The 14,396-nt window shown below is 61.1% G+C and carries 12 protein-coding genes and 4 tRNA genes; 6 read left to right on the forward strand and 10 right to left on the reverse strand.

Annotation, left to right across the window (positions count from 1 at the left end; translation table 11 throughout):
- Positions 1–45 precede the first annotated feature (45 nt).
- Positions 46–1,821, forward strand: coding sequence for a bifunctional diguanylate cyclase/phosphodiesterase (locus PFEN_RS01160; RefSeq protein ID WP_191485214.1), 1,776 nt, complete (start codon positions 46–48; stop codon positions 1,819–1,821).
- Between the two features lie 270 nt (positions 1,822–2,091).
- Here the strand turns inward: PFEN_RS01160 and PFEN_RS01165 are convergent, their stop codons facing one another.
- From PFEN_RS01165 to PFEN_RS01180, 4 genes are all read right to left on the reverse strand, one after another.
- Positions 2,092–2,463, reverse strand: coding sequence for a hypothetical protein (locus tag PFEN_RS01165; protein ID WP_040065236.1), 372 nt, complete (start codon positions 2,461–2,463; stop codon positions 2,092–2,094).
- On the reverse strand, positions 2,460–2,801 hold the full coding sequence (locus PFEN_RS01170) for a helix-turn-helix domain-containing protein (RefSeq protein ID WP_191485215.1): 342 nt from the start codon (positions 2,799–2,801) through the stop codon (positions 2,460–2,462). Before PFEN_RS01170 ends, PFEN_RS01165 begins: the two co-directional genes overlap by 4 nt.
- Positions 2,802–2,912: 111 nt before the next feature.
- The gene (locus PFEN_RS01175; RefSeq protein ID WP_191485216.1) at positions 2,913–3,368 is read right to left on the reverse strand and encodes a YkvA family protein; all 456 of its coding nucleotides are present in this window, start codon (positions 3,366–3,368) and stop codon (positions 2,913–2,915) included.
- Between the two features lie 294 nt (positions 3,369–3,662).
- Positions 3,663–4,376, reverse strand: coding sequence for an FKBP-type peptidyl-prolyl cis-trans isomerase (locus tag PFEN_RS01180; protein WP_191485217.1), 714 nt, complete (start codon positions 4,374–4,376; stop codon positions 3,663–3,665).
- Between the two features lie 258 nt (positions 4,377–4,634).
- Here PFEN_RS01180 and PFEN_RS01185 point away from each other — a divergent pair, with 258 nt between their 5' ends.
- Together PFEN_RS01185 and PFEN_RS01190 are read left to right on the forward strand one after the other, a co-directional pair.
- On the forward strand, positions 4,635–6,449 hold the full coding sequence (locus PFEN_RS01185) for a di-heme-cytochrome C peroxidase (protein ID WP_412071370.1): 1,815 nt from the start codon (positions 4,635–4,637) through the stop codon (positions 6,447–6,449).
- A 31-nt stretch (positions 6,450–6,480) separates the two neighbouring features.
- Positions 6,481–7,617 carry a catalase family protein gene (locus PFEN_RS01190; protein WP_191485219.1) on the forward strand — a complete coding sequence of 379 codons (1,137 nt, stop codon included), beginning with the start codon at positions 6,481–6,483 and terminating at the stop codon, positions 7,615–7,617.
- 262 nt (positions 7,618–7,879) lie between these two features.
- On the opposite strand, the gene PFEN_RS01195 is transcribed toward PFEN_RS01190, so the two are convergent.
- The 6 genes from PFEN_RS01195 to PFEN_RS01220 form a co-directional block, all read right to left on the reverse strand.
- A tRNA-Asp gene (locus PFEN_RS01195) sits at positions 7,880–7,956 on the reverse strand.
- 19 nt (positions 7,957–7,975) lie between these two features.
- Positions 7,976–8,051: transfer RNA gene (locus tag PFEN_RS01200), tRNA-Val, on the reverse strand.
- A 165-nt stretch (positions 8,052–8,216) separates the two neighbouring features.
- Positions 8,217–9,515 carry an MFS transporter gene (locus PFEN_RS01205; RefSeq protein ID WP_191485220.1) on the reverse strand — a complete coding sequence of 433 codons (1,299 nt, stop codon included), beginning with the start codon at positions 9,513–9,515 and terminating at the stop codon, positions 8,217–8,219.
- Between the two features lie 46 nt (positions 9,516–9,561).
- Complete coding sequence (locus PFEN_RS01210; protein ID WP_191485221.1) at positions 9,562–10,701, reverse strand: mandelate racemase/muconate lactonizing enzyme family protein; 1,140 nt, start codon at positions 10,699–10,701, stop codon at positions 9,562–9,564.
- A gap of 548 nt (positions 10,702–11,249) precedes the next feature.
- Positions 11,250–11,326: transfer RNA gene (locus PFEN_RS01215), tRNA-Asp, on the reverse strand.
- Between the two features lie 19 nt (positions 11,327–11,345).
- Positions 11,346–11,421: transfer RNA gene (locus PFEN_RS01220), tRNA-Val, on the reverse strand.
- Positions 11,422–11,581: 160 nt separating this feature from the next.
- Between PFEN_RS01220 and rdgC the strand changes: the two genes are divergently transcribed.
- The 3 genes from rdgC to sugE all read left to right on the forward strand — a co-directional run bounded on the left by rdgC (position 11,582) and on the right by sugE (position 14,195).
- Complete coding sequence (gene rdgC, locus PFEN_RS01225) at positions 11,582–12,502, forward strand: recombination-associated protein RdgC (protein ID WP_191485222.1); 921 nt, start codon at positions 11,582–11,584, stop codon at positions 12,500–12,502.
- A gap of 293 nt (positions 12,503–12,795) precedes the next feature.
- A complete protein-coding gene (locus tag PFEN_RS01230) occupies positions 12,796–13,761 on the forward strand; it encodes a bile acid:sodium symporter family protein (protein WP_191485223.1) in 966 nt (321 codons plus the stop codon).
- Between the two features lie 116 nt (positions 13,762–13,877).
- Positions 13,878–14,195 (forward strand): quaternary ammonium compound efflux SMR transporter SugE, encoded by a 318-nt coding sequence (sugE, locus tag PFEN_RS01235; protein WP_191485224.1) that lies wholly within the window; start codon positions 13,878–13,880, stop codon positions 14,193–14,195.
- Positions 14,196–14,396: the final 201 nt, after the last annotated feature.

The following is a 14,396-nucleotide window of genomic DNA, read 5'->3' on the forward strand; positions in this document are numbered from 1 at the left end:
TAGCAAGGGTGGCACCCGGTCCTTTTTTTATCGATCGAGACAGCCATGACCATGACCGAACAGCTGAACGCCTTGAGTTCAATCCTGGCTCAGAATGGTCTGCACAGCTTGTTCCAACCGATCATCTCACTGTCCGAACGACGGATTATCGGCTATGAGGCGCTCAGCCGCGGACCGTCCAACAGTCCATTGCACTCGCCGATCAATCTGTTTGCCGTGGCCCGCCAGGCCGGCCGCCTCAGCGAACTGGAAATGCTCTGCCGCCTCAGCGCCTGTCGACGCTTCAGCGAACAGAAACTACCGGGCAAACTCTTTCTCAACGTCTCGCCGGAATCCTTGCTGGAGCCAAGCCACCAGCCCGGGCGCACGCTGAAACTGTTGCAGGACTTCGGCATCGATCCCAGCAATGTGGTGATCGAACTTACCGAGCAGACCCCGACCGACGACTTCCAACTGCTGCAAAACGCCCTGCACCACTATCGCGCCATGGGCTTCTCCATCGCCCTGGACGATCTGGGGGCCGGCTACTCCAGCTTGCGCCTGTGGTCGGAACTGCGCCCGGACTATGTGAAGATCGACCGGCACTTTATCGACGGCATCCACCAGGACGGACTCAAGCGCGAATTCGTCGGTTCCATCCTGCAAATCGCCAAGGCCTCCCGGGCCCTGGTGATCGCCGAAGGCATCGAACTGCCAGAGGAACTGGCGGTGCTCACGGAAATGGGCGTCGACCTGATCCAGGGCTATCTGCTCTGCCGCCCCCAGGAACATCCGCCACGGGAGGCCCGCGCACTCCTGCCCAAGCTCGAAACCACCTCGATGGCCCTCAACGAAGACGCCAGCGACCTCAGCGCCCTGCTCAACGAACAACCGGCGGTCGCCCTGGGCACCCCCACGGCGGCCGTGCTGGAAGCTTTCCGCCGCCAGGCCAACCTCAACTCCCTGGCCGTCCTCGACGAGCACTGCCACCCTTGCGGCATCGTCCACCGCCATTCGCTCTCGGACGTCCTGCTCAAGCCCTTTGCCACCGACCTCTTCGCCCGTAAGCCGATCAGCCGGCTGATGAGCGATGACTTCCTCGCGGTGGAGTTGAGCCAGTCCTTGCAACAGGTCAGCCGCTTGCTCACCAGCCGGGCCCGGCAGCGCATCGAAGAGGATTTCATCATCACCCAGCATGGCCAATACCTGGGTCTGGGGCGGGTCATCGACGTGCTGAAACTGATTACCGAACTGAAAATCCAGCAAGCCCGCTATGCCAATCCGCTGACCTTGCTACCGGGCAACGTGCCGATCCAGCAATGCCTGACGCGGCTGCTGCAACAGGCCCGGGAGTCGGTGATCTGCTACGTGGATATCGACAGCTTCAAGCCGTTCAACGATATCTACGGTTATGGCCGCGGCGATGAGGTACTGCTGTGCCTGGCGCAATGCCTGAACGATCGCGTCGACCCGAGCCGGGATTTCGTCGGGCACATCGGCGGCGACGACTTCCTGCTGGTGCTGGGCGAGGGAGATTGGCGCAAGCGCCTGAACCAGTTGCAGGAGGACTTCCAGAACCAGTGCCGGCGCTTCTACCGCGCCGAGCACCTGGAGGCCGGCTGCTTCATCGCCTCGAACCGGCAGGGCCAGCGCCAGGAGTTTCCGTTGTTGTCACTGTCCATCGGCGTGGTGCACCTGAAGCCTGAATCCTGCGCGCTGATGGATGCCGCGCAGTTGGCCGAGCTGGCTTCCCAGGCCAAGCATCACGCGAAGAATGTGCCGGGCTACAGCATTCATGTGCTCGACAGCCATGAACTCAACCCGCTCGAAGACAGCGCCTGATCTCGAATACGCCACCTAATCTGTAGGAGCAGAGTTTGTCGGATCGCCGCGAAGCTTTTAGCGATCTTGCGGGCCTCTTCGCGAGCAAGCTCTGCTCCTACAAGTCGATGTCGTATACGAAATTTGTGTTCGACACCAAACTGTAGGAGCAGAGCTTGCTCGCGAAGAGGCCCTCCAGCCCGCCAGAAACTTCGCGGCGGTGCGGCGATCCGACAAGCGCCCCTACAGTTTCGCCGTGTTTTCAAGATCCCATTCCAGCAATGAGGCGTCTCAGGCCTCGGCCGACTCGGGGTAATCGTACTCGAACACCCGCACCACTTCCGAAGCATGCCAGGACGCCGCCGCCACGCCGTCGGACGGGCCGGAAAAGCGCCCGAGGCGCTCGACACACTCGAAGAACCCCGTCCGTGGCAAGCGACTGGCGCCCTGGCTGATCACCAGAGAACTGCGCAGCGGTTGTTCGGCCTTGGCATCCAGGGCCGCCAGGTGCTCCAGCGCCGCGGTCAGGGTTTGCATGGCCGGGCTGGGCAACTGCAAGCGCTCCAACAACGCACGATAAGTCAACAGATGACGCTGGCGACGCGCCTGGTCGAGTTCACCCAGCAACCCATCCCAATGCTGACGACTGATACGCACGCTCACGATGCATCCCTCCAGCCGGTAACCCCCAGCTCCCAGGCCAGGCTACGGCGAATCGCGGCGTCAGGCTCGCGTTCGCCGCTTTCGATCAACCCCAGGTACGAAGGACTGATGCCCACTGTACGCGCCAGGCTCTCCAGGGCCAGGCCCTTGGCTTCGCGCAGGCTGCGCAACTGATCGAAGGCCGGCAGCTCGGCGGTCGACGGCGGCGGGCTGGCGGCGGGAGATGATATAGGTTGCTGGCGGCTCAGGCCGGCGGCCTTGAGCAAGGACTGGTATTGAGCCCAAGGTAGAACCGCATATTCCGGTTCTCCGTCACGTGTAATTATTTGAAGATCCATTACCACACCCCGTAGGACTTTTACACATAGCGAGTCGGCGCTTTCCTTGTAGCTTAATCTTAACAGCCGCCAAGGTCGCTAGTGAGTCTGTTGTTCAACGGAACGGTGGGATCAGTCCTTTTTGTTGTGTTGCAGTTGCAACTGCTCGGGGGTATCCGGCAAGTGTTCAATTGCCCGCAGCTGTTCAGGCGCCTGACGTTCGAGCCAGGCGCGGAAGGCATTCAACTCCTGGTCCAGGGTATTCATCACCCAGGCCAGTACCGCAATGTCGTCGAGCATGCCGAACACAGGGATGAAATCGGGAATGGCGTCGATCGGGCTGAGGAAATACATCAAGCCCGCCACCACGGTGATCATCGACTTGACGCTGATGGCCCGATACTCACCGCGCCAATAAGCCAGGCACAGGACCTGCAACAGTTTCAGGTCCTCCTTGAGCTTGCCCAGCCGGCCGCCTTGATGCGCGCTCTTGCTCGCCACGGCGAACAGCAGCGTGGGCAGACGCCCCCGCAGCAGCACACGTTGTGCCAAGGGCAGGAAGCGCGCGAAATTCCAGGGTGCTTTCATTATTACTCCACTCAGCCGCCGCGCGAGGTTATCCACACAAATTGTGGATAACCTTGTGAACAGAGCCACTTTTCAACGCTGAAAGCCCCGCTTTACAAGGGCCCAGCTCAGATCGGGCGTTTTTTACTCACTGAAAAAAAGCCATAATTTCATTGACTTGGCAGCAGTCTACGATTAGGTCGATTAGCTGAATATTAAGACTATACCTACCTACATATGTTCGTTTTCTTACAGCTTACACCCCATAGAAACGACAACGCCCCGATAACGGGGCGTTGTCATTGAGCGCGCGCCTTACTTGGTGGCGTCTGCCTTGGCTGGATCCTTGATGGCCAGCAGTTCCAGGTCGAAGACCAGGACCGAGTTGGCCGGGATCGCCGGGCTTGGGCTTTGTGCGCCGTAGGCCAGGTCACTCGGGATGTACAGCTTGTACTTCTCGCCAACGTGCATCAGTTGCAGGCCTTCGACCCAACCTGGAATCACACCGCTGACCGGCAGGTCGATCGGGCTGCCGCGCTCCACGGAGCTGTCGAAGGTGGTGCCATTGGTCAGCTTGCCGGTGTAGTGAACGGTCACTACGTCGGTCGGCTTGGGCTGGGGACCGTCGGCTTTCTTGACGACTTCATACTGCAAGCCCGAAGCGGTGGTCACGACACCTGGCTTCTTGGCGTTTTCTTCGAGGAATTTCTTGCCGGCGGCCGCCGACTCTTCGCTCAGCTTGGCCATGCGCTCTTCAGCACGTTTCTGCAGAGCAGCAAAGGCTTCGACCAGTTCGTCGTCCTTGAGCTTCTGTGGTTTCTTGCCGACGGCATCTTCGATGCCCTGGGCCACGGCCTTGGAGTCCAGGTCATCCATGCCTTCCTGGGCCAGGCTCTTGCCCATGTTCAGGCCGATACCGTAGGAAGCTTTTTGCGCCGGGGTTTTCAGCTCTACGCTGGAATGCGAGTCGCAACCCGCAAGTACCAGGCCAACCAGGGCCACCGCCGCCGCCAACCGATGCTGTTTCATGCTATTTCCTTGTTCATGCGCCTAAAGGGCAATCGTATAAAGCCGCGAGCTTATCAGGCCGCCACGACCAATGGCTACCGGCATGAGAGGGGCAAATCGCCAATAAGTTCAGGTGTTTTGGGCATTTTACAAAACCCTGACAGTCTGCTTACGTCTGCACGGACACGGCCGAAGCGCCACGAGCCAGCAGTCACGGCCATCATGGCTACTTGATGCCAGGCAACGGCTCAGGCATAAGAAGGAAACAACTCGACAAGGATGGTTATCTTGCGCATTTTTTACCGTGTATTACTGGCCGCGATTCTCCTGCTTTGCCTCGGCATCGCGGTGATCCTGTATTACATCATCAATCCGAAATTGCCGACTTACGTACCGGCCCAGGTGCGCTACTTGGAGCAATGGAGCGAAGCCGACCGCCAGACCTACTACTACACAGCGCAGGGCACCCAGGTCAAAGGCCTGCGTTATGAGTGGTTCACGGCCCTGGAGTTGCCGTTTTCCGAACAGCGTTTTGCCGAGCCCGGGTATCTGGCGCGCTTCGGCTTCCTGATCGATCCAGGCCGGCAGGCCACGGCGAACAACCCCGGCAACCTGCCGGTGGGTTTTGCTCGCCATCAGAACCCCGGTAGCAACGAGCAGTACCTGGACATCACCTGTGCGGCCTGCCATACCGGCGAATTACGCTACAAAGGCCAGGCCCTGCGGATCGACGGTGGCTCGGCCCAGCATGTGCTGCCCTCCAGCGTGCCGACGGTCCGCGGCGGCAGTTTCGGCCAGGCCCTGGTGGCGAGCCTGGCCGCCACCTATTACAACCCCTGGAAGTTCAAGCGCTTTGCCCACAACGTACTCGGCGCCAACTATGACGCCCAGTACGAGCAGTTGCGCGGGGACTTCAAAAAGTCACTGGACACTTTCCTCCGGGTGGCCTGGAACGATACCCATCGTGGCCTCTATCCGACCCAGGAAGGCCCCGGCCGCACCGATGCCTTCGGGCGAATCGCCAATGCCAGCTTCGGCGATGCCATTTCCGAGAAAAACTACCGCGTCGCCAATGCCCCGGTGGATTACCCGCAGCTCTGGGACATCTGGACCTTCGACTGGGTGCAGTGGACCGCCTCCGCCCAGCAACCCATGGCGCGCAATATCGGCGAAGCGCTGGGCGTCGGCGCGACCCTGAACTTTTTCGACGCCAATGGCCAACCGCTGCAAGGTGCCGAGCGCTACCCCTCCGGCGTGCGCGTGCGTGACCTGCAACGGATCGAGGACACCCTCAAGCACCTCCGGCCGCCCAGTTGGCCGGAGGATCTGTTCGGTAAGGTCGACCTGGCGCTGGCGGCCAAAGGCCGTGGGCTGTTCGCGGAAAACTGCGCCGGCTGCCATGTGCCGTCGGTAACCGTGGAGAACGATCGTCCGGTGCAACACCTGGTCTCGATCCCGGTCGCGGCGATTGGCACCGACCCCAATACCGCCAACAACATCGCCGACAATCGTTACGACCTGAGCGCACTGCAATGGAACCCGGCCGAGCTGGCGAAACTGCCGGTCCATCTGCATCCCACGCCCGAGGCGCCGCTGGACATGACGCAACTGTCGGTGGCCAAGGGCCTGGCCTACGTCACCGCCTTCGTCGAAGAGCGCGCCTACCGCGAAGCCAAGGTCACGCCTGAAGAGCGCCCGGCGCTGGACGGTTTCGGCCTGCCCATCGGCGTGCTCGAACAACGTGCCTACAAAGCCCGGCCGCTGGCTGGCGCGTGGGCCACCCCGCCGTTCCTGCACAACGGTTCGGTACCTTCGCTGTATCAGTTGCTCTCGCCCCAGGACGAGCGCGCCAGCAGTTTCTATCGCGGCACCTTCGAATACGACCCGCGCCACCTGGGTTATCGCCCGGAAGCCTTCGCCAACGGTTTCCTCTACGACACCCGGATCAGTGGCAACCACAACAGCGGCCACGAATTCCGCGCCGGCAAGCGCGGCAATGGCGTTATCGGTCGTTTGCTGCAACCCGAAGAACGCTGGGCCCTGCTGGAGTACCTGAAGGTGCTCGGCGGCCCGCTGGAGAAACAACTGCCATGACCCCGTGCCTCCACCTTGAAAGGATGTCCACATGCTGACCCGACTCTGGCTGCGCCTCGGCGCCTTTCTGGGCAAGAGCCTGCTGATCCTGATCGGCCTCGGGCTGGTCGGCTGGGCCCTGGCCAGTGGCTGGTACGCCTGGCGCCACAGCGGCCCGGTGTCCGCCGAGGAACAGATACCGCCCGGAGAGGCGGCGATGACCCAGGACATCATCCAGACCGCGGTACGTATCGTCGACCAGCACCGCGAGGGTACCCGCTACCTGCGCGACGCCCATGCCAAGGCCCATGGCTGTGTGAAGGCCGAGGTCCAGGTGCCGAGTGATCTGAGCAGCGATCTGCGCCAGGGTGTTTTTGCCGAACCGGGCAAGACCTGGCAGGCGCTGATCCGGCTGTCCAATGGCAACGCCTATCCGCAGTTCGACAGTATTCGTGACGCCCGCGGCATGGCGTTGAAATTGCTCGATGTACCGGGCAAGCAATTGCTACCGGGGCAGCAGGGGCGCAATGAGCAGGACTTCGTGATGTTCAGCCATCCGAACTTTTTCGTCAGTGACGTCGCCGAGTACCAGCAGAACATCGGGGCCCAGGCGGACGGCAAGCAGGTGCTGGCATTTTTCCCGAGCTGGAATCCGACCACCTGGCAGGTACGCCATCTGTTTATTGCCCTGGCGACCTTGGCCCCGGCGCCGGTCAGTCCGACGCAGACCACTTACTTCTCGGTCTCGCCGTACAAGTTCGGCAATGACAACGCCAAATTCCGTGTAGCTCCCGATCCGCAGAGCTGCCCGGAATATGTCTTGCCGAAGCAGAATGAAGACCTGCCGAACTTCCTGCGCGGCGCCCTGGGCCAACAGTTATCCACAGACCGCGTCCCGGCCTGTTTCGTCTTGCAGATCCAGCGGCAGAACGCCCATTTGTATATGCCGATCGAAGACACCAGCATCGAGTGGAAGGAGAGCGACGCGCCGTTCCAGACCGTGGCGCGGATTCGGATTCCGGCCCAGGACTTCGATACGCTGGAACAGAACATCGCCTGTGACAACCAGTCGTTCAGCCCCTGGCATGGGCTGGAGGCACACCGACCGATTGGTGGGATCAACCGGCTGCGTAAAGCGGTGTATGACGCGGTCAGCGATTACCGGCATAGCCGCAACGCCGAGCAATGAAAGCCTCCCTGCAGACACGTCCCTGTGGCGAGCGGGCTTGCCCGCGCTCGACTGCGCAGCAGTCGCAAAACCGGCTATCTCGGTTTACCTGATGCACCGGATTCGCCGGTTTTGGGGCCGCTTCGCGGCCCAGCGCGGGCAAGCCCGCTCGCCACAAATGGTGTTCGCCGGATGCCCTCTACAAACCCCAGACGACAAAAAGCCCGCACAAGGCGGGCTTTCTGTGATGACCTGGCGTTCAGTGCTCCAGATCACTTGAAGATGGCGCAGCGGACGGGACTCGAACCCGCGACCCCCGGCGTGACAGGCCGGTATTCTAACCGACTGAACTACCGCTGCGCGTAGCGTTGAAGCGAAATGGTGGGTGATGACGGGATCGAACCGCCGACCCTCTGCTTGTAAGGCAGATGCTCTCCCGGCTGAGCTAATCACCCTTTCGTTTCGGTGCGGGCGCATTATGCCACAAAAATTCCATAACGCACTGATTTAGATAATCTTTTTTCAGTACATGGTTTTCTCGAGGCCCACGGAACAAAAAGCCAGCGGGGAATCGCTGAAATACGGCGGCCAACAGCCTGCTGGCGTTGGCCCGCAATGAGCTATTTCAATGCGACCGAAGGACTCGCGCGATGCCGCTCAACACCAGGCTGAGCATGCCCGCGTACCGCCAGGATGACAACCAGCATACCCAACCCGCACACACCGGCGGTGATCACGAATGCGACATTGTAACCGCCACCATACTGCACCACCAAGCCGGTCAACGACGGCGCGATAATGCCCGCGAGGTTGGCCAGCAAATGAACAAAACCACCGGTACCACCCACCCGATTCTTCGGCACGATGTCCTGAATCAGCGCCCAGCAGATCTGTGGCGTGACGAACAGGAAAACACTCGACACCGTGATGCAGGTCACCGCCAAGCTCAACGACGAGACCTGGGTGGTGATCATCACGCAAGCCGCCGCGACCCCGAGGCCAACAATCAATACGCACTTGCGCGCCAAGATGACATTACCCAGCTTCCTGGCCAAAGCATCGGTGACAAAACCACCCCCCAGAAAGCCCAACGCCGCGCCCAACCAGGGGATTACGGCAATGATACTCATGTGCTTGATATCCAGATGCTGATAGTCCATCAGATAGCTGGGCAGCCAAGTCAGAAAGAAATACAGCACGTAGTTGAAGCAGAAAAACGCGGTCGCGACGGCCAGCACCGGCGCGGAGAAAATGTAGCTGAGCAGGCTGCGGCCTTCCTGCACCCCGTCTATCAACACCTCGGCACGGCTGACACGAATCAACTCACGCTCGGCCTCGGACACCTTGGGATGCTGCTCGGGCGTGTCCTTGAACATCAACAGCCAAGCCAGCAGCCAGAGCGCGCCCAACAAGGCGATCACCACAAACGACACTCGCCAGCCATAATTGAAAGCCACCAGACCGACGATCGGCCCAGCCAGGGCGGCGCCCAGCGGCTGACCGCAGTTGGTGAAACCCAGCGCCCGCCCGGCCTCTTCCCGAGGGAACCAGTTGGTGATCGCCTTGTTGGTGGTGGTGCCCATCGGCCCCTCGCCCATGCCGAACAACACCCGAAAAATCAGCAGATGAACGTACCCGGTAATGATCGCCGTCAAACCACAAAACAGCGACCAGACGCCCGCAGCCCAGGCAAAGACCTTTTTCGGGCCATAGGTATCGGCAGCCCAACCACCGATAAAGCACAGGGCGCAGTAGCCGATGAAAAAACTGCTGAAGATAAAGCCCATCTGGGCATCGTCTATATGCAGCTCGGTTTTCAACAGCGGCGCCACCACCGACAGGGCGGCGCGGTCCAGGTAATTGAGCATGCCGGCAAAAAACAGCAGTCCGGCGATTCTCCAGCGATAGTTGCCTTTCATTTTTCATGACCTTTATTATTTTTGGAAGGTGACAGCATGTGGTGGCTCAACTGACCAGCGCGTGGTCCGTGCAATAGGCCCGCAACACCTCGACGTCAGGCACAAAGCCAAGGCCCGGCACGTCGGGCAGGCTCATGCGCGGCTTGAAGGCGAGTTCGGGATAGAGCAAGCGCTCGAACTCGATGAATGGGACTTCCAGCGCCACGTCCGCCGGCAACAGCGTGCACAGGTGCGCGACGGCGAGTAACCCGGGGCCGAAATAGAAGCAGTGCGGCACCACGCCGACAGCGTGCTCGCGGGCAATCGCGAAGATCTCCAGCATCGCGCTGATGCCTCCGACCTTGGCGACGCTGGGCTGCAAGACATCGACCGCGCCCTGCTCAACCAAGGCGCGCAGACCGTTCACCCCCGCGGCGTTTTCACCGGCGGAAACCGCCACGCCATGGCGTCGCACCTGGGCCAGACCGCGGAGATCATCGGGCGGCCAGACAGGCTCCTCGAGCCAACCGAGCGCAAGCTCGCGTAACTGCTCAGCCATGTCGCACGCCTGGGCAACGGTCCACGGGCAATTGACATCCACCATCAACTCACCCGCCGCCAGCGGCAGCGCCGCACGGGCCGCGGCGATGGCCGCATAGCTGGTTTCATGCAGTTTGATCTTGCGAAAGCCTTGCTGCTGGGCGCGTCTGACCTGAGCAAACACTTCGTCAGGATCGCCGCCATAACTGACCAGGCTTGCATACAGCTCGAGTTCGCGCGGCGTGCCGCCCAGCAACCGGTACAACGGCTGGCCGGCCACCTGCGCGGCCAGGTCCCACAGGGCGATGTCGATGCCGGACAAGGCGTACACCATTGGTCCGGTCGAGCCAAAACCATGCAGGGCGCGACGCGCGACTTCCAGGGTCTGTTCGCGATCGGCCAGCGCGGTACCGATGAACATCGGTGCCACCACTTCAGCCAAGGCCTTGAAGGTCACCGGGTTGCAGCCGTGGCCAAAAGCCTCGCCCCAACCGCTCAGGCCCGTGTCGGTGGTGACCTTGAGCATCAGGCTTTCCATGCGCCGATGCCGGGGCGATGCGGCATTGAAGGCATCGTCATCCTTGGCCGGCCCGAGGCTCTTGCGCTCAGTGGTGCCGGCCAAGAACGGAATGCTCAGGCGGATGATCTCGATACTGCGAATAATCACAGGCAGGTCTCCAAAAGCTTTGTTGATGTTATAAACCGATGAAAAACACTGTTACGTTATCGTACAACATCAACACATGAGGAAGAAATGAATCCTGCCTGCTATCTGATTACTCGTTAAAATTTTCCATTCACAAAAAGCATATGACCGCTCTATTACAGTACTTTCATGCATAGATAAGGCTGGCCAAGCAGTACCTGCGGGTGACCGTCGCCATCCCCCGCGCGATTCGCCGCAGCAGGTAGAGGTCTGACCACATAAGATCAGCCGGTATCAAGGACCGAACGAGATTCGCCTCTCTACTGGCGATGGAGTCGGAAATGCCAGCGTTGCGACCGACCAGGATTGATCGCGATGGCGTCGGGGTATTTGAATGCGTAGACACGCACATTGCGAGATGGGAGCCGAATTTACCGGGGCATCGGACCGCCGCAAAAGAACGCTGCCCGGCTCCGGCAGCGCCTGACAAAATCAACACCCACAAAAAAGCCCGCACAAGGCGGGCTTTCTGTGATGAGCTGGCGTTCAGTGGTCCAGATCATCGAATATGGCGCAGCGGACGGGACTCGAACCCGCGACCCCCGGCGTGACAGGCCGGTATTCTAACCGACTGAACTACCGCTGCGCGTAACACTGATCACGAATGGTGGGTGATGACGGGATCGAACCGCCGACCCTCTGCTTGTAAGGCAGATGCTCTCCCGGCTGAGCTAATCACCCTTCGCTTTCGGTGTGGCGCGCATTCTACGGAGCACTCCCCACTCTGGCAAGCACTTTCTTTAATATTTTTCTCAGGTCTTCCAAAGACTTAGCGGAGGGTTGGCCTATGGGTCCATGAAGAGAATAATGCCCTCCTTTGTATAAAGGAGAGATGCACCCCATGTGGTTCAAGAACCTGCTGATCTACCGCCTGACCCAAGATCTGCCTTTTGATGCCGAGGCGCTGGAGACCGCACTGGCGAGCAAACCGGCTCGCCCCTGTGCGAGCCAGGAGTTGACCACCTATGGTTTCGTCGCGCCCTTCGGCAAAGGCGAGGACGCGCCGCTGGTTCACGTCAGCGGCGACTTCCTGCTGGTGGCCGCGCGCAAGGAAGAGCGCATTCTGCCGGGTAGCGTAGTGCGCGATGCACTGAAGGAAAAGGTCGAGGAGATCGAAGCCGAACAGATGCGCAAGGTCTACAAGAAGGAGCGCGACCAGCTCAAGGATGAAATCATCCAGGCGTTCCTGCCGCGGGCCTTTATCCGGCGTTCCTCGACCTTCGCCGCCATCGCGCCGAAACAGGGCCTGATCCTGGTCAACTCGGCCAGCCCGAAACGCGCCGAGGACCTGCTGTCGACCCTGCGCGAAGTGCTCGGCACCCTGCCGGTGCGGCCGCTGACCGTGAAGACCGCGCCCAGCGCGATCATGACCGACTGGGTGAAGACCCAGGCCGCCGCGGAGCATTTCTTCGTCCTCGACGAATGCGAACTGCGCGACACCCATGAAGACGGCGGTATTGTGCGCTGCAAGCGCCAGGACCTGACCAGCGAGGAAATCCAGCTGCACCTGAGCACCGGCAAGGTGGTTACCCAACTGTCCCTGGCCTGGCAGGACAAATTGTCCTTCGTGCTCGACGACAAAATGGTGGTCAAGCGCCTGAAGTTCGAAGATCTGTTGCAGGATCAGGCCGAACAGGACGGCGGCGAGGAAGCCCTGGGCCAATTGGACGCCAGCTTCACCCTGATGATGCTGACCTTCGGCGAGTTCCTGCCACAGCTGTTCGAGGCCCTGGGTGGCGAGGAAATGCCGCAGGGCATCTGATCGCACGCGGTAAGCTCCGCTCCCACTGAGACCCAGTCGGTCGATAAGGAAATCTGAAACCGAGCGCGGTCTTGTGGCGAGCGGGCTTGTCCGGACGCCGCACTGCCGCTCTCGGCTGCGAAGCAGTCGTAAACCGGTTATCTCGGTCTACCTGATAGATCGCATTCGCCGGTTTTAGGGCCGCTTCGCGCCCCAGCGCGGGCGAGCCCGCTCGCCACAAATTTCGGCCTGGCTTGAGATCGGGTGGTTGGAAAAAATTCGCTCAGCACCGTACACATAACAAGGAAAACACCATGCGCGCACTGGCCACCCTCAGCCGCTTCGTCGGCAATACCTTCGCCTACTGGGTGCTGATTTTCGCCGTGCTGGCGTTCCTGCAACCCGCCTGGTTCATCGCCCTGAAAATCGCCATCGTGCCGCTCCTCGGCCTGGTCATGTTCGGCATGGGCCTGACCCTGAAACTCGACGATTTCGCCGAAGTCGCCCGCCATCCCTGGCGCGTGGCCCTGGGCGTGGTCGCCCACTTCATTATCATGCCAGGCGTCGCCTGGCTGCTCTGCCGGGCCTTCCAGCTGCCGGCGGAAATCGCCGTCGGGGTGATCCTGGTCGGCTGCTGCCCCAGCGGTACCGCCTCGAATGTCATGACCTGGCTGGCCCGCGGCGACCTGGCGCTGTCGGTGGCCATCGCCGCCGTCACCACTCTGCTCGCCCCGCTGCTGACCCCCGCGCTGATCTGGCTGCTGGCCTCGGCCTGGCTGCCAGTGTCGTTCGGCGAACTGTTCTGGTCGATCCTGCAAGTGGTGTTGCTGCCGATCGTGCTGGGGGTCGTCGCGCAACGACTACTGGGCCAGCGAGTCCGGCACGCGGTGGAGGTCCTGCCACTGGTTTCGGTGCTGAGCATCGTGATCATCGTCGCCGCCGTGGTCGCGGCCAGCCAGGCGAAGATCGCCGAATCCGGCCTGCTGATCATGGCCGTGGTGATGTTGCACAACAGCTTCGGCTACCTGCTGGGCTACTTCACCGGCCGCCTGTTCAAGCTGCCACTGGCCCAGCGCAAATCACTGGCGCTGGAAGTCGGCATGCAGAACTCAGGCCTCGGCGCCGCCCTGGCCAGCGCGCACTTCTCGCCGCTGGCAGCGGTGCCCAGCGCGCTGTTCAGTGTCTGGCACAATATTTCCGGTGCCCTGCTCTCCACCTGGTTCCGGCGCATGAGCGAAAAACAGGACCGTGAACGGGCCGCCGAGCAAGCCCTGGACTGAGGCAAACTTGATCGTCAGATCAAGAGTGGGCAATATAGTGCGCAGCGCCGGGACGACCCAGCGGCTTGAGCACAGCATCCATCCGGGGACGACCCCAGCCATAGATGGAGGTTTTCATGTCCTGGATCATTCTGTTTTTCGCCGGTCTCTTCGAAGTCGGTTGGGCCGTTGGCCTCAAGTACACCGACGGCTTCAGCCGCCCGCTGGCCACCGCACTCACTGTCGCCGCCATGGCGATCAGTCTTGGCCTGCTGGGCCTTGCCATGAAGGAGTTGCCGCTGGGCACCGCTTATGCGATCTGGACCGGTGTCGGTGCGGTGGGCACGGTGATCGCCGGGATCATCCTGTTCGGTGAGTCCATGGCGTTGTTCCGCCTGGCGAGCGTCGCCTTGATCATTGCCGGGTTGATCGGCTTGAAGGTCTCGGCGGCCTGACCCCCTCCTCGATCCAACACCCCCCGGTAGGAGCCAGCTTGCTGGCGATGAGGCCAGTGGGCCTTGCACCGCCTGGTCGATCGTAATCGCTGGCACGCCAGGCTCCCACAAAGACCGCGTTCAGTCGCAAGGGATGAGGGAGATCCCTTGTAGGAGCCAGCTTGCTGGCGATGAGGCCAGTGGGCCTTGCACCGCCTGATC

Origin of the sequence: Pseudomonas sp. FEN (assembly GCF_904067045.1) — a bacterium.
GTDB lineage: Bacteria > Pseudomonadota > Gammaproteobacteria > Pseudomonadales > Pseudomonadaceae > Aquipseudomonas.

What these genes read in the sequence shown, in the direction of transcription:
- PFEN_RS01170 (WP_191485215.1), bottom strand. Translation starts at nt 2,801, where the DNA reads ATGGATCTTCAAATAATTACACGTGACGGAGAACCGGAATATGCGGTT.
- PFEN_RS01180 (WP_191485217.1), bottom strand. Translation starts at nt 4,376, where the DNA reads ATGAAACAGCATCGGTTGGCGGCGGCGGTGGCCCTGGTTGGCCTGGTA.
- sugE (WP_191485224.1), top strand. Translation starts at nt 13,878, where the DNA reads ATGTCCTGGATCATTCTGTTTTTCGCCGGTCTCTTCGAAGTCGGTTGG.
- rdgC (WP_191485222.1), top strand. Translation starts at nt 11,582, where the DNA reads ATGTGGTTCAAGAACCTGCTGATCTACCGCCTGACCCAAGATCTGCCT.
- PFEN_RS01160 (WP_191485214.1), top strand. Translation starts at nt 46, where the DNA reads ATGACCATGACCGAACAGCTGAACGCCTTGAGTTCAATCCTGGCTCAG.
- PFEN_RS01185 (WP_412071370.1), top strand. Translation starts at nt 4,635, where the DNA reads ATGGTTATCTTGCGCATTTTTTACCGTGTATTACTGGCCGCGATTCTC.
- PFEN_RS01175 (WP_191485216.1), bottom strand. Translation starts at nt 3,368, where the DNA reads ATGAAAGCACCCTGGAATTTCGCGCGCTTCCTGCCCTTGGCACAACGT.
- PFEN_RS01230 (WP_191485223.1), top strand. Translation starts at nt 12,796, where the DNA reads ATGCGCGCACTGGCCACCCTCAGCCGCTTCGTCGGCAATACCTTCGCC.
- PFEN_RS01190 (WP_191485219.1), top strand. Translation starts at nt 6,481, where the DNA reads ATGCTGACCCGACTCTGGCTGCGCCTCGGCGCCTTTCTGGGCAAGAGC.
- PFEN_RS01205 (WP_191485220.1), bottom strand. Translation starts at nt 9,515, where the DNA reads ATGAAAGGCAACTATCGCTGGAGAATCGCCGGACTGCTGTTTTTTGCC.